Raw genomic sequence first — 17,476 nt, 5'->3', positions numbered from 1 at the left:
GCTTTCACACGTGCGCTTCCTTGGCTCGTAAAGCCGACTGTAGCGTTAGATTGAGTAGGCCCCCGACGACGAAGATGGCGCCCGCCACAAACGGAAACCCCGCGCCTACCAAATCGGCCAAGTCAGCCGACCATAGGAAGGGGTAGCAAAACAGCATGGCCGCCGCACCAACTGCCATCAGGGCATAGCTGCCCCAGGTGCTGAGCTTACGGTGTACATTTAACTTCATGGCAGGGTTGATGTCAGTGTAGCGGCTGAAAAGTAAGTTTCGGAATTCACTTAAAGGCTGGGCCTGACAATCTTCTATTTCCAGCGCGGCCAGGGCCGGGCACTGCTGGCCCGCCCGGAAGTCAAGCCAGAACAGGCGCCAGTGCTGGGGCAGGAGTAGAAAGCCAAATACAAAAATCAGGACGCTGGGTAGCGTCCAGTTGCCATTACCCAGCATGAACGCCTGCAAGCGAATCTCACCCAAGGGCTCCAGCTCGTAGTCCAGCACTAGGTGTTTGAGGTCGTGGCTTTCGAAGCCGGGAATCAACGTTAAGCCGCGGCTGAGCAAACAGGCGGCAAGCTCCTTGCCCACGGTGCCGGCCGGGAGCTGGTGTAGCGCGGCTACTTTCTGATGATACGGTGTCATATCGTAGCACCGCTCAATGCAGCGAACGGAAAGGAAAAACGCGGCGCGAATAAGTTGCTCTGGTAGAGTGTAGTGGTTCACAGGTTTTCCGGGAATAAATGCCGTTGCGTAACTGGGCGCTAAGAAACAGGAAGCGGAAGAGAACCCCACTATTTGCTAGCCCACCTACCTCCACCGTAGCAACCATGCGGCGAAAAAAGGAGTAGGGCAGAACTTCATTCGGCCAGATTCAGCCTACCCAGGGAAACCGGCGCGGGCCCCATGCTGTCCACTGCCTACCTGCCCGCATAGGCTGACTCGTATATTCAGGAGCCTTGAGCACCACTCTATGACGCAGGAACAACTACGCCTCGCAGAAACTACCGCCCACACCGCCCCCTGGAAAAAGTTTGGCCCCTACCTCACCGAGCGCCAGTGGGGCACGGTGCGCGAAGACTACAGCCCGGGAGGCAACGCCTGGGACTACATTACCCACGACATGGCCCGCAGCAAGGCCTACCGCTGGGGCGAGGAAGGCCTCGGCGGCCTCAGTGACGACCAGCAGCTGCTGTGCTTCGGGCTGGGCCTGTGGAACGGCAAGGACGAAATCATCAAGGAGCGCCTGTTCGGCCTGACCAATGGGCAGGGCAACCACGGCGAGGACGTGAAGGAGCTGTACTACTACCTCGATAGTACGCCCACGCACTCCTACATGAAGATGCTGTATAAGTATCCGCACCGGGCGTTTCCGTACCGCAAGCTGGTCAGGGAAAACGGCCGGCGCAACCGCCAGGAGCCTGAGTACGAGCTGACGGATACGGGTATCTTCAGCAAAAACCGCTACTTCGACGTGTACATCGAGTACGCCAAAGCCGGCCCCGATGACATCCTGATTCAAGTAACGGTGCACAACCGCGGCCCCAAGGTGGCTTCCGTGCAGGTGCTACCCCAGCTCTGGTTTCGCAACACCTGGGCCTGGGGCTACGATGCTACCCGCCCCGTGCTGCGCGAAACGGCCCCCGGTACCGTGCTGGCCGAGCACCCCGCCCTGGGCCGCTACCACCTCTACTACGACCACGCGCCCCAATTGCTGTTCTGCGAAAACGACACCAACGGCGCCCGCCTCTACAACCTGCCTGCCGAGGGCCGCCACTTCAAAGACGGCATCAACGACTACGTGGTAAACGGCGACGCCCAGGCCATTAATGCCGAGCAGCGGGGCACGAAGGTAGCGGCTCAATATTTTCTGAAATTGCAGCCCGGCCAGTCGCAGGTAGTGCGCCTGCGGTTGCGCCAGCCCGGTTGCGAGGAGCCCTTCCTGGACTTCGACCACATTTTCGCGGCCCGCCGCCACGACGCCGACGAGTTCTACGACTGCATTCACGAAAACATTGCCGACCCGGATGCGCGCAACGTGCAGCGCCAGGCCTTTGCCGGCATGCTCTGGAGCAAGCAGTTTTACTATTACGACGTCACGCAATGGCTCAGGGGCGACCCGGCCGTGCTCATGCCCCCGCCCGAGCGCCACAAGGGCCGCAACCGCCATTGGGGCCACTTGCACAACGCCGACATCATCTCGATGCCGGACAAGTGGGAGTACCCCTGGTACGCGGCCTGGGACCTGGCCTTCCATTGCATCCCGCTGGCCATGGTCGATGCCGAGTTTGCCAAAAGCCAACTGCGCCTGCTCACCAAGGACTGGTACATGCACCCCAACGGCCAGCTGCCCGCCTACGAGTGGAATTTTTCCGACGTGAACCCGCCCGTGCACGCCTGGGCTACCTGGCGCGTGTACCAGATGGACAAAAAGCTCCGCAGTGGGCAGGGCGATGCTACCTTCCTGGAAAGCGTATTCCATAAGCTGGCCCTGAACTTTGCCTGGTGGGTGAACCGCAAGGATAAAAGCGAGCGAAACATCTTTGAGGGCGGTTTCCTGGGCCTGGACAACATTGGCGTGTTCGACCGCTCGGCTCCGCTGCCCACCGGGGGCTTCATTGAGCAGTCGGATGGCACCAGCTGGATGGCCATGTTTGCTTTGAACATGATGCGCATGGCCCTGGAGCTGGCCAAAACCAACCCCGTGTATCAGGAGCTAGCCGGTAAGTTCTTTGAGCACTTCCTCTACATTGCCGACGCCATGACCCGCGGCGGCGACGGCCTGTTCAACCTCTGGGACGAGGAGGACGGCTTCTACTACGACGTGCTGCATACTCCCGACGAGGAGCGCACCAAGCTCAAAGTCCGCTCCATTGTGGGCCTGATTCCGCTGTTTGCCGTGGAAGTCATTGACCAAAGCCTGCTGGACGCCATGCCCGAGTTTACGGAGCGGGCCCGCTGGCTCATGGAAAACCGCCCCCACCTGGCCCAACTCGTGTCGCGCTGGGAGGAGCCGGGCAAGGGCGCCCGCCACTTGCTGAGCCTGTTGCGCCGCTCCCGCCTCAAAAAGCTGCTCACCCGTATGCTCGACGAAACCGAGTTCCTGGCCGATTACGGCATTCGGGCCATGTCGCGCTACCACCTGAAGCACCCCTACGTGTTCAGCACCGAGGACGCCGACTTTGAGGTGCAGTACGTGCCGGGCGAGGCGGAAAGCAGCATGTTCGGGGGCAACAGCAACTGGCGTGGGCCCATCTGGTTTCCCATCAACTACCTCATTATCGAGTCGTTGCAGCGGTTTCACTTCTACTACGACGACAAGTTCAAGATTGAATATCCAACGGGCTCGGGCACATTGCTCAACCTGCAGCAGGTAGCGGCGGCCCTGGCCGGCCGGCTCACCAAGCTGCTACTCAAGGACGAAAACGGCCGCCGCCCCGCCCTCGGCGACAACGAGCTGCTGCAAACCGACCCGCACTTCCGCGACAACCTGCTCTTCCACGAGTACTTCCACGGCGACACGGGCCAGGGCCTCGGGGCCAACCACCAAACCGGCTGGACCGGCCTCATCGTGCGCCTGCTCCAGATGCGGGAGCAAGCGGTGAAATGATGAAGTTGTGAGGTTGAAAAAGCTTGTCAACCTGAGCGTAGCTGAAGCCCTTATCAGGTTGGCATGAGTTGTTGCTACGCCCTGTTTTCGCGTGATAAGGCCCTTTGCTGCGCCCGGGACGACCGGTGAGGGTAGAGAGGGTAAGGAGCAGTTACCTTTCAACTTCCAAACAAAAAAACAGCTAGTCGCTTTAAGTAGCCAGTTTCCTTACCTATCCTTTTCGATGAGCTACCCCAACGCCGTTAGCCTTACCGCTTCTGATGCCACCCGGTTCAATGCCTACACCGCTTTTCCAACTTCTGAAGGTCCGCATCCGGGCATTATTCTGCTGCAGGAGGCATTTGGAGTGAATGGTCATATCCGTAGCGTAGCCGACCGGCTGGCCCAGGCGGGCTACGTGGTTATTGCCCCGGAAGTGTTTCACCGCACTGCCGCGCCCGGCCTGGAAATTCCGTATTCCGACTTTGCCAGTGCCATGCCCCACTATAATGCCATTACCCCGGAGGGCGTAACCGCCGACGTGCAGGCTTGCTACGACTGGCTGCAAGCCCAGGGCAACGTGACCGATATGGTAGGTAGCATTGGATTTTGCCTGGGCGGCCGGCTGTCGTTTCTGGCCAATGCCGCGCTACCCCTGGCGGCCGGCGTATCGTATTACGGCGGCGGTACCCACCTGCTCAAAGACCGGGCTGCGGACCTGCACGCGCCCCACCTGTTCTTCTGGGGCGGCCTTGATCAGCACATCAGCAAGGAGAAGATTGCCGAGGTGGTGGAGGCTGTGGAAGCGGCCGGTAAGCCCTACATCAACACCGTTATTTCCTACGCCGACCACGGCTTCCACTGCGACGAGCGGCCCAGCTACCACCCCGCCGCTGCCGCCGAAGCGTGGGCACTTACCCTGGCCTTCTTCGAGCAGAAGCTGCGCTAGGCTTAGCCCCAGAAGCGCCGGATACTCCTGCATAAAGGCATTAGGCGTGCTGCCTGATGCTTTTTTATGAGCAATGACACACGCCGGGTTTGGGGCTTGCGGCCGGGTGGGAAAGCAAAAACGCCCGAAACTCCGGCGGGAGCTTCGGGCATAAAAAAGGGTAGGGGGGCCGGGGCTTATTTGGTTTTGGCCTGAATCAGCTGTAGCACCTCGGCGTTGCCGCTCTCCTTGGCGCTAGCCAGCACGTCTTTGCCGTCTTTGTCCTTGGCTTTGGGATTGGCGCCGCTGGCCAGCAGCAACTCCACTACTGCTACGTGTCCGCCCGCGGCGGCAGCCATCAGGGCCGTAGCATTAAATGAGTCGGGCTTGTCTACCTGGGCTTTATTCTTGATGAGGGCCTTCACCACGTCGAGGTGGCCGTTGCCGGCGGCAATGATGAGGAAAGTAGTCGGAAAGCCCGGCATCATTTCTACCGATGCGTTGGCATCGGCGCCGGCGCTGAGCAGGGCATCTACGTCAGCGGCCTTGTTCTTCATGACGGCTGCGTACACCTTTTGGGTTGGCGTCTGGGCCAGGCTAACGGAGGTAGCGGCGAGAAATAGCGCAATAGCAAGAAGAAGTTTTTTCATGCCGAGAAATCCAATTGAATAGGGAAAGCAAACCCAAATGTAAGGGTATGCTACTGGAATAGCCCTATTCTAGCCCAAACATTACCGAGGTTCAAATACTTCTTGGACTCTCCTGCTGCTCCCAAAAGGTACTAGGCTCCTGAGCGGCTAACCAAGTGATAGGGCGCTATCTACTGGCTAGTTGCGTAGAATTATTCTAAATAAATTTCATTCCTGGCGTTTTGTGGCCTTACTTTGCAGTGCTTTAGAATCGTTCTAAATACAGAATTAAGCATGAACACACTGCACCACCTGGGCCTGATTTCCATCTTATCAGTTTGCGCTTTATCGGCTTCCGCTCAGCAAACCGGCTCTATTAAAGGTACCATTACAACGGCCGATGGCCGGCCGGCTGAAGCCGTTACGGTGGGGCTCAAGAGCCGGGGCCAGGGCGCCATTACCAACAACCAGGGCCAGTTTGTGATTGAGCGGGTGCGCGACGGGCAATACACGGTGGTGGTAACGGCCGTCGGGCTGAAGTCGGAGGAACGGGCCGTGACCGTAAGCGGCGGCCAGAGCGTTTCCCTGGACTTTTCGCTTACGGAAAACGCTGAGCAGCTGCGCGAGGTAGTGGTGAATGGGGCCCGCGTAAACCGCTTCGCCCGCAAAGAGTCCGTTGACGTCAACAAGATGCCGCTCAGCAATCTGGAAAACCCCCAGGTGTATGCCACCGTGGGCAAGGAACTGCTAACGGAACAGCTAGTTTTCTCCGTGGATGAGGCTACGCGCAATGCCCCGGGCGTGCAAAAAATGTGGGAGCCCACTGGCCGCTCCGGCGACGGGGGCTCGTTTTACGCCTCACGGGGCTTTGTGGTATCAAGCCAGTTGCGCAACGGCGTGGCGGGTGGCGTCACGAGCACCATTGATGCCGCCAACCTGGAAAAGCTGGAGGTTATCAAAGGCCCTTCGGCCACACTCTACGGCTCGGCCCTGACTTCTTATGGCGGCCTGCTCAACCGCGTGACCAAGAAGCCCTTCGACCGGTTCGGGGGCGAAGCCGCCGTGGCGGCCGGCAGCTACGGCTTCCACCGGGCAAGTGTGGATGTGAACACGCCGCTCAACGCCGCCAAAACGCTGGCTTTCCGCCTGAATGGAGCCTATACCTACGAAGACAACTTCCAGAACGCGGGCTACACCGGCTTTGCCAAAGACCTGGCCCTGGCCCCGAGCCTGCAGTTTCAGCCCACCGACCGGCTCACCATCAACCTCGACGCCGAGCTGTACCGGAGTACCAACGTGGGCAAGCAGCTCATCTACCTGTACTTCCTCGATAAGGTCGATAACTTCGGCTTTTCACGGGCTGACCAGGCTCCGCTCGACTACCGCCAGTCGTACCAGGGGCCGGGGCTAACCCAGGATTCGCGCAGCACCAACCTGTTCGGGCAGGTGCGCTACCGGATTTCGCCCAGCTTTACTTCTACTACCTACCTTACCTCCAGCCGCAGCTACTCGGAGGGCAACGGGCCGTACTTCTACCTGGCCTCCGACATTGCGCTGGGCAAAAGCACCACGCCCGGGGTCAGCAGCCTGATCCGGGCCGACCAATCAACCGAGGACAGCCGCCGCCAGACCTATCAGGTGCAGCAGCTCTTCAACGGCGACTTTCACGTAGGGGGCCTGCGCAACCGCGTGGTGCTGGGTCTGGACTTCCTGCGTCTCGACTCCGATATTGAGTTCTTCGGCGGGCAAATTGACGTAGTGCCGCTCAACGTGCCGGGCTACAACTACCGCACCTTTAACAGGAGCACGGTTGAGGCTACGTACGGCGCCGCGGCTCCGGGACGCTACCCGGTCACCACTAAAATCAATACCTACAGCGCTTTCGTGTCGGATGTGCTGAACCTGACCGATAAGCTGAGCGTGCTGGCTGCCGTGCGCGTGGACCGCTACGATAACAAGGGCGGCATCCTGTATACGCCCGTGCCTGCCTACAAGCAAACGGCCGTTTCGCCGAAATTTGGCTTGGTGTATCAGCCGGTGAAGGACCGGGTGTCCGTGTTTGCCAACTACCAGAACAGCTTTAATAACCAGAACAGCTCCTACCTCAATGCCGAACTGCAATCCTTCGTGACCAAGCCCGAGCGCGCCAACCAGGTAGAAGGCGGCGTGAAGCTGGATGCGGCCGGGGGCCGGCTGAGCGCCACGGTAAGCTACTACGACATTCGGGTGCAGAACGTCCTGCGTACGCTCTACACGGTTATTACCCCCGACAGCACTACCCTGACCATTAGCGCCCAGGACGGTACCCAGTGGAGCCGCGGCACGGAGCTGAGCCTGACGGCCAACCCAGTACCGGGCCTGAACCTGGTGGGCGGCTTTGCTTACAACTACTCGAAGTTTGTAAATACCAACGAAAACGTGAACGGCCGCCGCCCCAACACGGCTTCCTCGCCCTACCTGGCTAACCTCTGGGTAAGCTACCGCCAGCCCGAAGGTCGGCTGAAAGGGCTGGGCCTCGGTTTCGGTGGGAACTACGCCAGCGAGAACAAGATTCTGAATAGTGTTTCGCAGGGCGTGTTTACGCTACCTAGCTACACGGTGCTGAACGCCAGTGCCTTCTACGACCTGCCGCACTACCGTTTCGCGGTGAAAGTAGATAACCTGACCAATGAGCACTACTGGATTGGCTACACCACCTTCAACGCCCAGAAGCTGCGTAGTATCATTGGTAGCGTTGCGTACAAGTTCTAAACCAACCTTCTGCGCCCATGAAGGCTAAAAAGCTCGTTGGCAAGCTACACCTCTGGCTCGGACTCGCGTCCGGGCTGGTGGTGTTTATTGTAAGCCTTACCGGGGCCATTTTCGTCTTCCAGGACGAAATCCGGGACCTCACGGAGCCCTGGCGGAAGGTGGAAGCGCCGGCCAGGGCGGCCCCTTTGTTGCCCTCGCGCCTGCAGGCCGCCGCCCTGGCTCGCTACCCCGAGGTAGCCCGCCAGGAAACGTGGGTCACGTACTTCGGGCCCGGGCGCTCGGCCACGGTGTTTTTCACCACGAAGGATGGGGCGCGCACGCAGGTATATCTGAACCCGTACACGGCGCAGGTGCTGCACGAGCACGATTTGCGCACCCACTTTTTCAGCATTGTACAGGAGATTCACATGACTTTGCTGCTGCCCGAGGCGGTAGCGAAATGGGTGGTGGGCGGCTCGGTGCTGATATTTGTGGTCATGCTGCTAACCGGCCTGGTGCTGTGGTGGCCCAAGCGCCGGCAGGAGCGCAAGCAGCGCTTCACCATTAAGTGGGGGGCCCGCTGGCGCCGCATCAACTACGATCTGCACAACGTGCTGGGCTTTTACGCCGCCAGCATCGGGCTGGTGCTGGCCCTGACGGGCTTGTTCATGCTGTTTCCCTGGCTGCTTACCTCCATTGCCTACGTGGCCAACGGCGGGCAAACCTATCCTCAGGATCTGATAACGGCCAAAGTAGACACGCTGCAACCCGCCACCGCCGCCCCGACACCCCTGTCCGACGTGGTGTACCAGACGGTGCGCCGCCGCTCACCCCAGGCGCAAATGATTTTGCTGGGCCCCACGGGAGCCGGCAAGGAGCCCGCCTACTGCTGGACCTATCAACAGGCCCTGCACTACTACCACCGCGACGACTACGCCTTTCACCCCGTGTCGGGCCAGGAACTGCAGGCCAGCTTTCACGCTACCAAAAGCGCCGGCACGAAGCTCACCGACATGAACTACGACATCCATACCGGCCAGATTCTGGGCCTGGGCGGCAAAATCGTGGCTTTCCTGGCCAGCCTGATTTCGGCCAGCCTACCCGTAACCGGCACCATCATCTGGTGGGGCCGCCGCAACAAAGCCAAGAAACCCCGGAAGCTCCAGGCGGCTTGAGTACTTTGTTTTGTGCTTTGCGTTTTGGCTTTAGTAAACGAAAAGCCCGGCCATGTGCGGGGCTCTTCTGCTTCTTACAAGGAAGAAAATCAAGCCGAAACGGCTACCTCCCGACCCATGCGCTGGGCCATCATGCTGGCCAGAATGATTTGCAGGGCGTGGTAGAGCATGAGCGGCAGCAGGAGCAGGCCCGTAGCGGCCGTGGCCGGGAACAGCAGGCTGGCCATCACGCTGCCGTGCACCAGGGACTTTTTGGAGCCGCAGAACAAGGCCGTAATCCGGTCCTCGCGGGAGAAGCCCAGCAGGCGGCTCAGGCCCCACACCAGCCCGAAAATAGCCAGGTACAAGCCTACCATGCCCAGGCCTAGTAGCACAATGTCGCGGGCCGCGAAGCTGCGGAAAATACCTTCGGCAAACGACTCGCAGAAGGCCGTAAACACAATCAACAGAATCACTACCTGGTCAGAAATGCGCAGGGTGCCCTTGTGCTGCTCGGCAAACGCCCCGAAGCGGCGGTTGAGCAGCACGCCCGCCACCACCGGCAGAATTACCTGCCACATCAGGCTCAGAGCCAGGCCCCAGAGGTGCCCCCCATCGGCGGAGGTGTGCAACAACAGGCTGGTCCAGAGCGGGGTAAGTAGGATGCCGAGCAGGCTGCTGATGCTGGCGTTGAAGATGGCGGCGGGTAGGTTGCCGCGCGCAATGCTCACCATTACCACGGAGGTAGAAACCGTACTGGGCAGCGTGCACAGAAAGAAAATGCTTTGCCAGAGCTGCTCGCCCTTCAGCCCCTCAAACCAGGGCCGTACCACCAGGGCCAGCACCGGAAACGCCCCGAACGTAATGAGCTGCACCACCACGTGCAGGCGCCAGTTGCGCAGGCCGGCCTGGAGCTTATCGAGGCTCAGGCGCAGGCCGTAGAAAAAGAAAATGAGCGCCACACCCGCCGTGGTAATGGCTTTCCACGGAATGGGGCTGGCCTTGCTGCCGACGCCCGGAATCAGATAAGCCAGCACCACCGCCCCAATTAAGCCCAGCAGAAACCAGTCGAGCAGGCCCGCCCGCCGGAGCAGGGCTACGAGGCGGTTTTCGGGTGGCGGGAGTACGGAAGGGGTAGCGGGCTGAGGCATAGAGCGGCAAAATAAAAGCGCCGAGCTGAAGTAGCCCGACGCTTCTGAAAATACGCGCGCAAAGCGCCGGGGTTATCCGGCGGCCGCTACGCTGCTACCAGCTTGGCCTGCTTGCGGCGCTGCTTGCGCAGGCGGTTTAGCCACAGAATGGTGCCCGTGATGGGGAAGGTGAAGCCCAGCACGCACACTACCAGGCTGACGATTTTGGAGGGCCAGCCCCAGATGGAACCCGTGTGAACCGGCTTAAACAGGCCCCGGACGCGCTGCCCCAGGCTGCGCTGCTCGTAGGTCTGCTGGCTCAGCACTTGGCCCGAGTACTGGTCGAGGTAGGCTTCGTCGGTGGCGTTTTCGTAGGTAGCGTTGGGCCGTAGGGTGGCTACCCGAATGCTGCCGGTCGGGTCTTTGGGCAACTGCAAGGAGTAGTACACTGCCGAAGGCGCCAGCTCCCGGGCGCGGGCCAGGGCCGCATCAGCCGTCAGGCCAGGCCGCGCCGGTGCTTCAGGGGTTGTGGCGGCGGCTGGTGCTTCTGGGGCAACTTCGGGAGCTCCAGTGGAGGTAGGCGCAGCCGCAGCCGGCACTACCGACACCGGCGGCTCGGGGCGCTGCATGGGCGAGTTAGTCACGGCGTAGATGCCCTTGTTAAACCACTCAAACGACCAGGCCAGGCCCGTAAAGGCAAACACGAACAGGAACAGGGCCGAGTAAAACCCGAGCACGATGTGCAAATCGTGGTTGAGGCGCTTCCAGCCGCCGGTCCATTTCACCTGCAGGCGCTGCTTGACGGCCTTGCGGGTAGCGGGCCACCAGAGCACAATGCCGGTGCCAATGATGAACAGGAACATGACGGTGCTCACGCCCACAATCAGCTTGCCGATGGCGCCGCCCACCATGCCGCGGTGCAGGGCCATCATGGTAAAAAAGAACGTTTCGCGGTAGTTCAGCTCGCCGGTTACGGTGGCCGTGTAGGGGTTCACGAACACCACCGGACCCCGGCCGCCTTCGCCGCCCCCGCCCTTACCACCTTTGCCTTCCGCGCCGCCTTTGCCGCCCGGGCCTGCGTCCCCGCGCCCACCCTCGGAGCGTTGCCCAGCCGTTTGGGGGCCCTGCCCGGCTTCCGCGCGGCCTTCACCGCCGCTGCCGCCCGCTGCTTTCGGCTCTTTTCCCTCGCCTTTGTGCTCACCGCCGGGGCCACCGGGGGCGCCGGCTAGGTTGAACTCCACGGTGCGGGCGGGGTCGGCGTACACCTTCACGCCCGTGATTTTCGCGTCGGCTTTGTAGGCTTTTACGGCGGCCGTGAGGCGCTCCAGGGGCAGGGCGGCGGTAGGAGCCGGCGCCACAAAGTAGCGCTCCGGGTGCCAGGCTTGCTCCAGCTCTTTCTCGAAGACGAGGACACCGCCGGTTAGGCAAACGACGGCAATAATCAGCCCCGAAACCAGGCTGAGGTAGAGGTGAATGTTGCGAAAGAAGGTTTTCATAGGGCTAAAATACAAGGCGGAACGTCGGGCGAAAACCCGAAAGGTGGCCAGTTGCAGCTAGCACCTCCCGGGTTTTCACTTCACTCACTTTTCTGGGCCAGCTAGCGAACTAGCCTGTGGCGGGCCGCTGCGCGCTACAGGCGGTAGCCCAGGGTAGCCGAGAAATTGCGCGGGGCAATGGGGTTCACGCTGTTGTCGTCGTGCATGTTATAGCTCAGCTCGTTGAGGAGATTGGCCATTTTCACGCGCACCGAAAACCGGTCGTAGGTGTAACCCAGCGAGGCGTCAAACTGCAGGTAGTTCGGAATGCTGATGAACTTGTTGGCGTCCGTGCCGGTAGGCCAGGGCTTGCCATCGGCGGGGTTTACTGTGCGCGGATTGCGGCCGGCCAGCTTGTCGCCGACGTAGTAGGTAGTGATGCCGGCCGTGAGGCCGCGCAGGAACCCGTTCTCCCCAAAGGTGCTCCCAAAGTTGTAAAACAAGCTCAGGTTGGCCGTGTGGGCTGGGTTGTAGCGCAGGCGGCTGCCGTTCTCGAAGATGTTGCTGTTGGTATAGGCCGTGTGGTTGTAGCTGTAGCCCGCAATAAACGAGAGGCCATACATTGGCTTGCTCTGGATATCAACCTCCACGCCTTTGCTGGTCACTTCGCCAGCTAGCTCCTGCGGGCTGGTGGTCTGGGCTGTCTGGAAGCGCGGATCAGTAGGCAGTACACTCTGAATCTGGTTGCTGTTCACAATGCGGTAGGCCGTTACGTTGGCCGACAGCGCGCCTTTGAACAAGTCATTCTTGATGCCTACCTCGTACTGGTCGATGATGGAAGGAGGCAGGGGCTTACCCTCCAGGTCGACGGCCGTGTTGCTTTGCGGCGTGAAAGAGCTAGAGTACGAAGCAAACAGGGCCGTAGTCTTGATGGGCTGGTACACCACGCCCAGGCGGGGCGAGAAGGCATCGTCGTAGCGGCGGTTGTTCACCAGCTGGCCGGCCAAGGGGCCGAATTTGTTGGTGCCAGCGCGGTTGGCGGCCGTGTTGTGGTAGTACAGGTCGCTGGGGGTTTCCTGGTAGCTCCAGCGCAGGCCGGCCAGCACTTTTACTTTCTCCGAGAGGCTAAGTAGGTCCTGTACGTAGAAGCCGGCCCGGCGCGTATTGCTCTGGGTGGAGAGGTTGCGCACCAGCGCATCGAAACTCCCAATACGCTCTTTGGGCTGGGCTACTACCTTGCTGCGGTTCAGGATGTTGATGGCGTCGTAGGCCGTTACGTTGACCCGGGAGTTGGTAGCTGAGGTCGGACCGGAATACGCCAACGTGTTGGTCAGGTACTGGTCGGCATCGGCCCCGATAAGCACCGTGTGCTCCAAAAAGCCGGTGCGGAACTTGCCGGTCAGGTCCAGTTGGGCCAGGAAATAGTTTTCGTTGGTTTCGGTGCGCTGCAAGCTGCGGGTCAGGTCGCCGTAGGTAGCGGAACTGGGGCTGGTTACTGGGGGTACGGGGCGGGTAGCAGTGCGCAGCTCGTTGTCGTAGCGCTGGAAACCGGCCACGCCCCGAATCTGCCAGGTATCGTTCAGGCGGCTGGTGAGGGTAGCGGTGGTGCTGGTCTGGTTGGTGGCGTTGCTAGCGCCCGGCACATTCAGGAAGCGGCTCCGCGACTCCTGAATTACGTAGTCGATGGCGCCAATTCCGAAGTCGGGCGTGCGGTTGTCGCGCAGGTAGTCGCCTTCCAGAACTAGGGTCGTTTTGGGGCTCAGCTCAAACAGCAGGGAGGGATTCACGTACACCCGGTCGGATTTCACCTCGTCGCGGTAGCTGTTGCCCTGCTCGTAGGTGCCGTTGAGGCGGAACGCTACTTTCTCGCTTTTACCGACTGCGCCGTACACGTCCACCATCGGCTTCCAGAATCCGAAGCTGCCCACGCGCAGGCCTACCGAGCCGCCGCGCTCAAACTGAGGCTTCTTGGTTACCAAATTCAGCACCCCACCCGCGGCCACGTTGCCGTAGAGGATGGCAGCGCTACCCTTCAGCACTTCCATGCGCTCCAGGGAGCTGGCCTCGGGCATCACGCCGTTGTTGAAGCGCACCCCGTTTTTAAAGGTGTTGTTGGAGCCATAAGCAAAGCCGCGGCTGCCTAGTTCCTCCTGGGTGCCGCCGGTCGTGCTGGTCACGTACAAGCCGCTCACGTTGGCCAGTGCGTCGGAGAGGCGCAGTACCTGCTGCTGCTCCAGTACCTGGCGCTCCACCGTAACGGCGCTCTGGGGCAGATCCAGGGAGGCTACCGGCAGCTTGCTGATGCTGGTAGGGCGCTCATTCAGGCTGCGGTTGCCGGTTACGGTTACTTCGCTGAGCTGCTGGTTGCTCTGAGCCAGCGCAAACTCGGGCAGGGTAGTGGTTTCGCCGGCCGTAACCGTAACGGTCAGCTCCTGGGAGGTGTAGCCCAGGCTGCTCACTACCAGCTGGTAAGAGCCGGCCGGGGCCGAAAGACGGTAGCTGCCATCGGGGCCCGTGGTCGTGCCAAACGAGGTACCCTTCAGCGCCACGGTCACGCCCTCCACGGGCTGCCCTTTTTCTTCCTTCACTACCCCCGCCAGGCGGCCCCGCTGGGCTGTGTCATCCTCGCCATGCTTCACGGCAGCAGTAGGAGCATCCGGGCCGCTTAATACGGGAGCAGCAACACCAGACATCGGCAGGGCAAGCAACAGGAGCAGGGGGAGAGGTCGGGCCATGGAAAAGGCGCCAGAAGGCGAGCGGCTTGTTTAGATTGATTTAAAACAATGCAAAGCTCTGGCCTATTTAGATAGATTCAAAACAGTTCTTTAGAAAAATTCTATATTTGACATAAAACCTTATATGTCAATGTAAATACCTGGTGCTGGTAAGCGTAAAGTGAATCAATGCGCATAAAAAAGCCCAACCAAAGGCCGGGCTTGTAATTGTAGTTGTTGCATAAAAGCACTAAGAATTGAGGTGACCAGCACCTCAGTTCTTACGGCAACACGGCGCCCAGTGCTTGCGCGGCAACGCCGGTTGCGGGCAGGGCAAAAGCATCAGCCAGCAGTTCGTAGGAGCGGAGCCGGTCGTCGAAATCGTGGGTGATGGTAACGGCAACAACTTCCTCTACCTGGTAGGCAGCGGCCAGCTCCAGCAAGTCAGCCTTTACCTTGTCGGGGGTGCCGCTGATGATGCGCTGGTGGTGGTAGGCTAGGCGGTGGCGCAAATCGGCCGATAAGCCCGCCACGTTTGCTTTCTCGACGGCATCAATGGGCGAGTACTGGCCGGTTTCGAGCTTGAGCATTTGCAGGGCCAGGTTATCGGCCAGGGCCTGGGCACGAGCGGCCGTATCGGCGCACACCACGAAAATGGCCACGTTGGCCTGGGGCGCGGCCAGCTCCGGGGAGGGCTTGAACCGGTCGCGGTACAGCTGCATGAGCTTGGGGCCGCTGTTGGGGTTGATGAAGTGGGCAAAGGAGAAGGCCGCCCCCGCCTCGGCCGCAAACAAGCCGCTCTGCCCGCTGGAACTCAGCAGCCACAATTCCGGGGTGGTGTCCGTGAAAGGCGAGGCCTTCACCCGGGCATGAATCGTGTCGGGCACCACCTCATCGCGCAGGTAGGCGCGCAAATCCATGAGTTGCTCGGCAAAATCCTCGTCGCTGAAGGTGTTGTGGGGGTTCAGGGCGTGGGCCGTAATCCGGTCGGAGCCCGGGGCCCGACCGATGCCCAGGTCGATGCGGCCGGGATACAAAGTTTCGAGCAGGCGAAAGTTCTCGGCTACTTTCAAGGCCGAGTAGTGGGGTAGCATCACCCCGCCCGAGCCCAGCCGGATGCGGGAGGTTTCGGCCCCGAGCCGGGCCAGCAGCACCTCCGGGGCCGAGCCGGCCAGCGTGTTGGTGTTGTGGTGCTCCGACACCCAGAAGCGGGTGAAGCCGAGCCGGTCGGTGAGGCGGGCCAGCTCCAGGGTATGGTGCAGGGCCTCGCGCGGGGTGCGGCCCACCGGCACCGGCGACTGGTCCAGCACGCTCAGACGGATTGTTGAAGGAGTTTCCATGGCAGAAGAATGACTAGCCACCATAACCGCCGCGCCCCCCGGTTGGTTTGGTTGCCAGCGGCCCCTGGGGCTACTCGGCGCGCTCCAGGGCCGCCACATCGGCGGCGTTGAGCAGGGCCAGGTGGCGGGTGATTTTCTCGGCCGGCCAGTCCCACCACGCCAGGCGGTTGAGGCGGGCAATGGTATCCTCATCGAAGCGGTAGCGAACCAGCTGGGCCGGGTTGCCCGCCACGATGGCGTAGTCGGGCACGTTGCGGGTTACCACGGCTTTGGTGGCTACCACGGCCCCGTTGCCGATGCGCACGCCGGGCATAATCGTGGCCTCGTGCCCAATCCAGACGTCGTGGCCCACCACGGTGTCGCCCTTGGAAGGGTACTTGTCCCGAATGTCCTGACCGGCCATCAGCTGCTCCCAGCCGCCCCCGAAAATGGCGAAGGGAAACGTGGAAATGGGCGCCGTTTCGTGGTTGCCGCCATTCATGATAAACTTCACGCCCGACGCCAACGCGCAGAACTTGCCAATAAGCAGCCGGTCACCCATAAAATCGAAGTGGTAAAGCACGTTCCGCTCGAAATTGCTGGGGTCCTCCAAGTCATCATAATACGTGTAGTCGCCGACGATAATGGTAGGCCGGGTGATGTAGTTTTTCAGGAACACCAGCTTGCGGTGGTGGGGTAGGGGATGAAGGGTAGCGGGGTCGGGGCCGTGCATAGCTGCGAAAAGAGGTAGGACAACAACCCAAAGTACAGCATCTGGCGCCGCAACCGCCTGGTTGTAGCCCCGGGCCGGCGCCGCCGGCGTAGCCAGCGCCAACACAAGGCAACGTAGTTTCGGCGGGCAGGTGGCCCAACTCGGGGCCGAAGGCCCTACCTTCGCGCCCGCATGATTTCTACGCTTACTCTCGCCCTGCTGTGTGCCTTTGCCTTTTTGGCTGGTTTGGTTGATGCCGTGGTGGGTGGCGGCGGCCTGATTCAGCTGCCCGCCCTGCTGGTGCTGCTGAAAGGCACGCCGGTGCCTACCATTTTCGGGACGGGCAAAGTTTCTTCTCTTATGGGCACGGCGGCCGCTTTGCGGCGCTACGCCGGGCAGGTGCCCATCCGGTGGCAGGCAGTGGGGGTAGCGGCCGGGGTGGCCGGCATCTTTTCGTTTCTGGGGGCGCGGGTGGTGAGCATGTTGCCCCAGCAGCTACTGCCCCCGCTGGTGCTGGGTCTGCTGGTGGTCATTGCCATCTACACCTTCTGGCGCAAAGATTTTGGCTCCATTCACGCGCCCCGCCTGCCGGAAAACCGCGAGCCGCTCTACGGGGCCTTGATTGGGCTGGTCATTGGGTTTTACGACGGGTTTTTCGGGCCCGGTACCGGCTCCTTCCTGCTCTTTGCCTTCGTGGGTCTGTTTGGCTACGACTTCCTTACGGCCTCGGCTTCGGCCAAGCTGGTCAACGTGGCTACCAACCTGGCCGCCCTGGCCTATTTCGCTTACACCGGCCATATTTTGTGGGCCGTGGCCGTGCCCATGGCCATCAGCAACATCATCGGCTCCACCCTGGGCGCCCACCTGGCCCTGCGCCACGGCACGGGCTTCGTGCGCATCCTCTTCCTGGTAGTGGTCAGCGCCTTCATCGTCAAGCTCAGTTTACAAGTTTTTGAAGTGAGCCTGTGGTAAAGTGGTGAGTTGGTGATGGAGTGATGGAGTGAGTTGTCCTGACGAAGAGGCTCGACGCCATCTTTCTTAGCCAACGTGCTACCCCTCTGAAACGTGACCAGCCCTTACCTCCACGTGGGAAGTAAGGGCTGGTCA

The 17,476-nt window shown here is 60.9% G+C and carries 12 protein-coding genes; 5 read left to right on the top strand and 7 right to left on the bottom strand.

The annotated features are described in order from the left end of the window. Positions 1-4: 4 nt before the first annotated feature. Entirely contained in the window at positions 5-634 is a 630-nt protein-coding gene (locus IEW18_RS17170) for a hypothetical protein (RefSeq protein WP_188559101.1), read from the bottom strand. A 328-nt stretch (positions 635-962) separates the two neighbouring features. Between IEW18_RS17170 and IEW18_RS17165 the strand changes: the two genes are divergently transcribed. Beyond that, the gene (locus tag IEW18_RS17165; RefSeq protein WP_188559100.1) at positions 963-3,599 is read left to right on the top strand and encodes an MGH1-like glycoside hydrolase domain-containing protein; all 2,637 of its coding nucleotides are present in this window, start codon (positions 963-965) and stop codon (positions 3,597-3,599) included. A gap of 223 nt (positions 3,600-3,822) precedes the next feature. Further along, the gene (locus IEW18_RS17160) at positions 3,823-4,527 is read left to right on the top strand and encodes a dienelactone hydrolase family protein (RefSeq protein WP_188559099.1); all 705 of its coding nucleotides are present in this window, start codon (positions 3,823-3,825) and stop codon (positions 4,525-4,527) included. A gap of 176 nt (positions 4,528-4,703) precedes the next feature. On the opposite strand, the gene IEW18_RS17155 is transcribed toward IEW18_RS17160, so the two are convergent. Beyond that, entirely contained in the window at positions 4,704-5,156 is a 453-nt protein-coding gene (locus tag IEW18_RS17155; protein WP_188559098.1) for an ankyrin repeat domain-containing protein, read from the bottom strand. 273 nt (positions 5,157-5,429) lie between these two features. On the opposite strand from IEW18_RS17155, the gene IEW18_RS17150 reads away from it, so the two are divergent. Next, on the top strand, positions 5,430-7,886 hold the full coding sequence (locus IEW18_RS17150) for a TonB-dependent receptor (RefSeq protein ID WP_188559097.1): 2,457 nt from the start codon (positions 5,430-5,432) through the stop codon (positions 7,884-7,886). Between the two features lie 17 nt (positions 7,887-7,903). After that, positions 7,904-9,040: a PepSY-associated TM helix domain-containing protein gene (locus IEW18_RS17145; protein ID WP_188559096.1), complete on the top strand. Its 1,137-nt coding sequence runs from the start codon at positions 7,904-7,906 to the stop codon at positions 9,038-9,040. Between the two features lie 89 nt (positions 9,041-9,129). Here IEW18_RS17145 and IEW18_RS17140 read toward each other — a convergent pair whose 3' ends face one another. From IEW18_RS17140 to IEW18_RS17120, 5 genes are all read right to left on the bottom strand, one after another. Then, complete coding sequence (locus IEW18_RS17140; RefSeq protein ID WP_188559095.1) at positions 9,130-10,170, bottom strand: bile acid:sodium symporter family protein; 1,041 nt, start codon at positions 10,168-10,170, stop codon at positions 9,130-9,132. An 86-nt stretch (positions 10,171-10,256) separates the two neighbouring features. Continuing rightward, entirely contained in the window at positions 10,257-11,645 is a 1,389-nt protein-coding gene (locus tag IEW18_RS17135; protein ID WP_188559094.1) for a PepSY-associated TM helix domain-containing protein, read from the bottom strand. A 134-nt stretch (positions 11,646-11,779) separates the two neighbouring features. Next, positions 11,780-14,359, bottom strand: a complete 2,580-nt coding sequence (locus tag IEW18_RS17130; protein ID WP_188559093.1) for a TonB-dependent receptor — start codon at positions 14,357-14,359, stop codon at positions 11,780-11,782. Between the two features lie 260 nt (positions 14,360-14,619). Beyond that, the gene (locus IEW18_RS17125) at positions 14,620-15,678 is read right to left on the bottom strand and encodes an LLM class flavin-dependent oxidoreductase (RefSeq protein ID WP_188559092.1); all 1,059 of its coding nucleotides are present in this window, start codon (positions 15,676-15,678) and stop codon (positions 14,620-14,622) included. Positions 15,679-15,748: 70 nt separating this feature from the next. Continuing rightward, on the bottom strand, positions 15,749-16,390 hold the full coding sequence (locus tag IEW18_RS17120; protein ID WP_188559091.1) for a CatB-related O-acetyltransferase: 642 nt from the start codon (positions 16,388-16,390) through the stop codon (positions 15,749-15,751). Between the two features lie 171 nt (positions 16,391-16,561). On the opposite strand from IEW18_RS17120, the gene IEW18_RS17115 reads away from it, so the two are divergent. Then, positions 16,562-17,341: a sulfite exporter TauE/SafE family protein gene (locus IEW18_RS17115; RefSeq protein WP_188559090.1), complete on the top strand. Its 780-nt coding sequence runs from the start codon at positions 16,562-16,564 to the stop codon at positions 17,339-17,341. Positions 17,342-17,476 lie beyond the last annotated feature (135 nt).

The sequence above is a fragment of the Hymenobacter glacieicola genome, from assembly GCF_014640315.1.
GTDB classification, from domain to species: domain Bacteria; phylum Bacteroidota; class Bacteroidia; order Cytophagales; family Hymenobacteraceae; genus Hymenobacter; species Hymenobacter glacieicola.
Note: the sequence above shows the minus strand (reverse complement) of the source record. Positions and strands in the feature narration are given on the sequence as shown.

Coding starts and splice junctions, on each gene's coding strand:
- IEW18_RS17115 (WP_188559090.1), top strand. CDS start 16,562: ATGATTTCTACGCTTACTCTCGCCCTGCTGTGTGCCTTTGCCTTTTTG.
- IEW18_RS17125 (WP_188559092.1), bottom strand. CDS start 15,678: ATGGAAACTCCTTCAACAATCCGTCTGAGCGTGCTGGACCAGTCGCCG.
- IEW18_RS17160 (WP_188559099.1), top strand. CDS start 3,823: ATGAGCTACCCCAACGCCGTTAGCCTTACCGCTTCTGATGCCACCCGG.
- IEW18_RS17135 (WP_188559094.1), bottom strand. CDS start 11,645: ATGAAAACCTTCTTTCGCAACATTCACCTCTACCTCAGCCTGGTTTCG.
- IEW18_RS17150 (WP_188559097.1), top strand. CDS start 5,430: ATGAACACACTGCACCACCTGGGCCTGATTTCCATCTTATCAGTTTGC.
- IEW18_RS17130 (WP_188559093.1), bottom strand. CDS start 14,359: ATGGCCCGACCTCTCCCCCTGCTCCTGTTGCTTGCCCTGCCGATGTCT.
- IEW18_RS17120 (WP_188559091.1), bottom strand. CDS start 16,390: ATGCACGGCCCCGACCCCGCTACCCTTCATCCCCTACCCCACCACCGC.
- IEW18_RS17155 (WP_188559098.1), bottom strand. CDS start 5,156: ATGAAAAAACTTCTTCTTGCTATTGCGCTATTTCTCGCCGCTACCTCC.
- IEW18_RS17140 (WP_188559095.1), bottom strand. CDS start 10,170: ATGCCTCAGCCCGCTACCCCTTCCGTACTCCCGCCACCCGAAAACCGC.
- IEW18_RS17170 (WP_188559101.1), bottom strand. CDS start 634: ATGACACCGTATCATCAGAAAGTAGCCGCGCTACACCAGCTCCCGGCC.
- IEW18_RS17165 (WP_188559100.1), top strand. CDS start 963: ATGACGCAGGAACAACTACGCCTCGCAGAAACTACCGCCCACACCGCC.
- IEW18_RS17145 (WP_188559096.1), top strand. CDS start 7,904: ATGAAGGCTAAAAAGCTCGTTGGCAAGCTACACCTCTGGCTCGGACTC.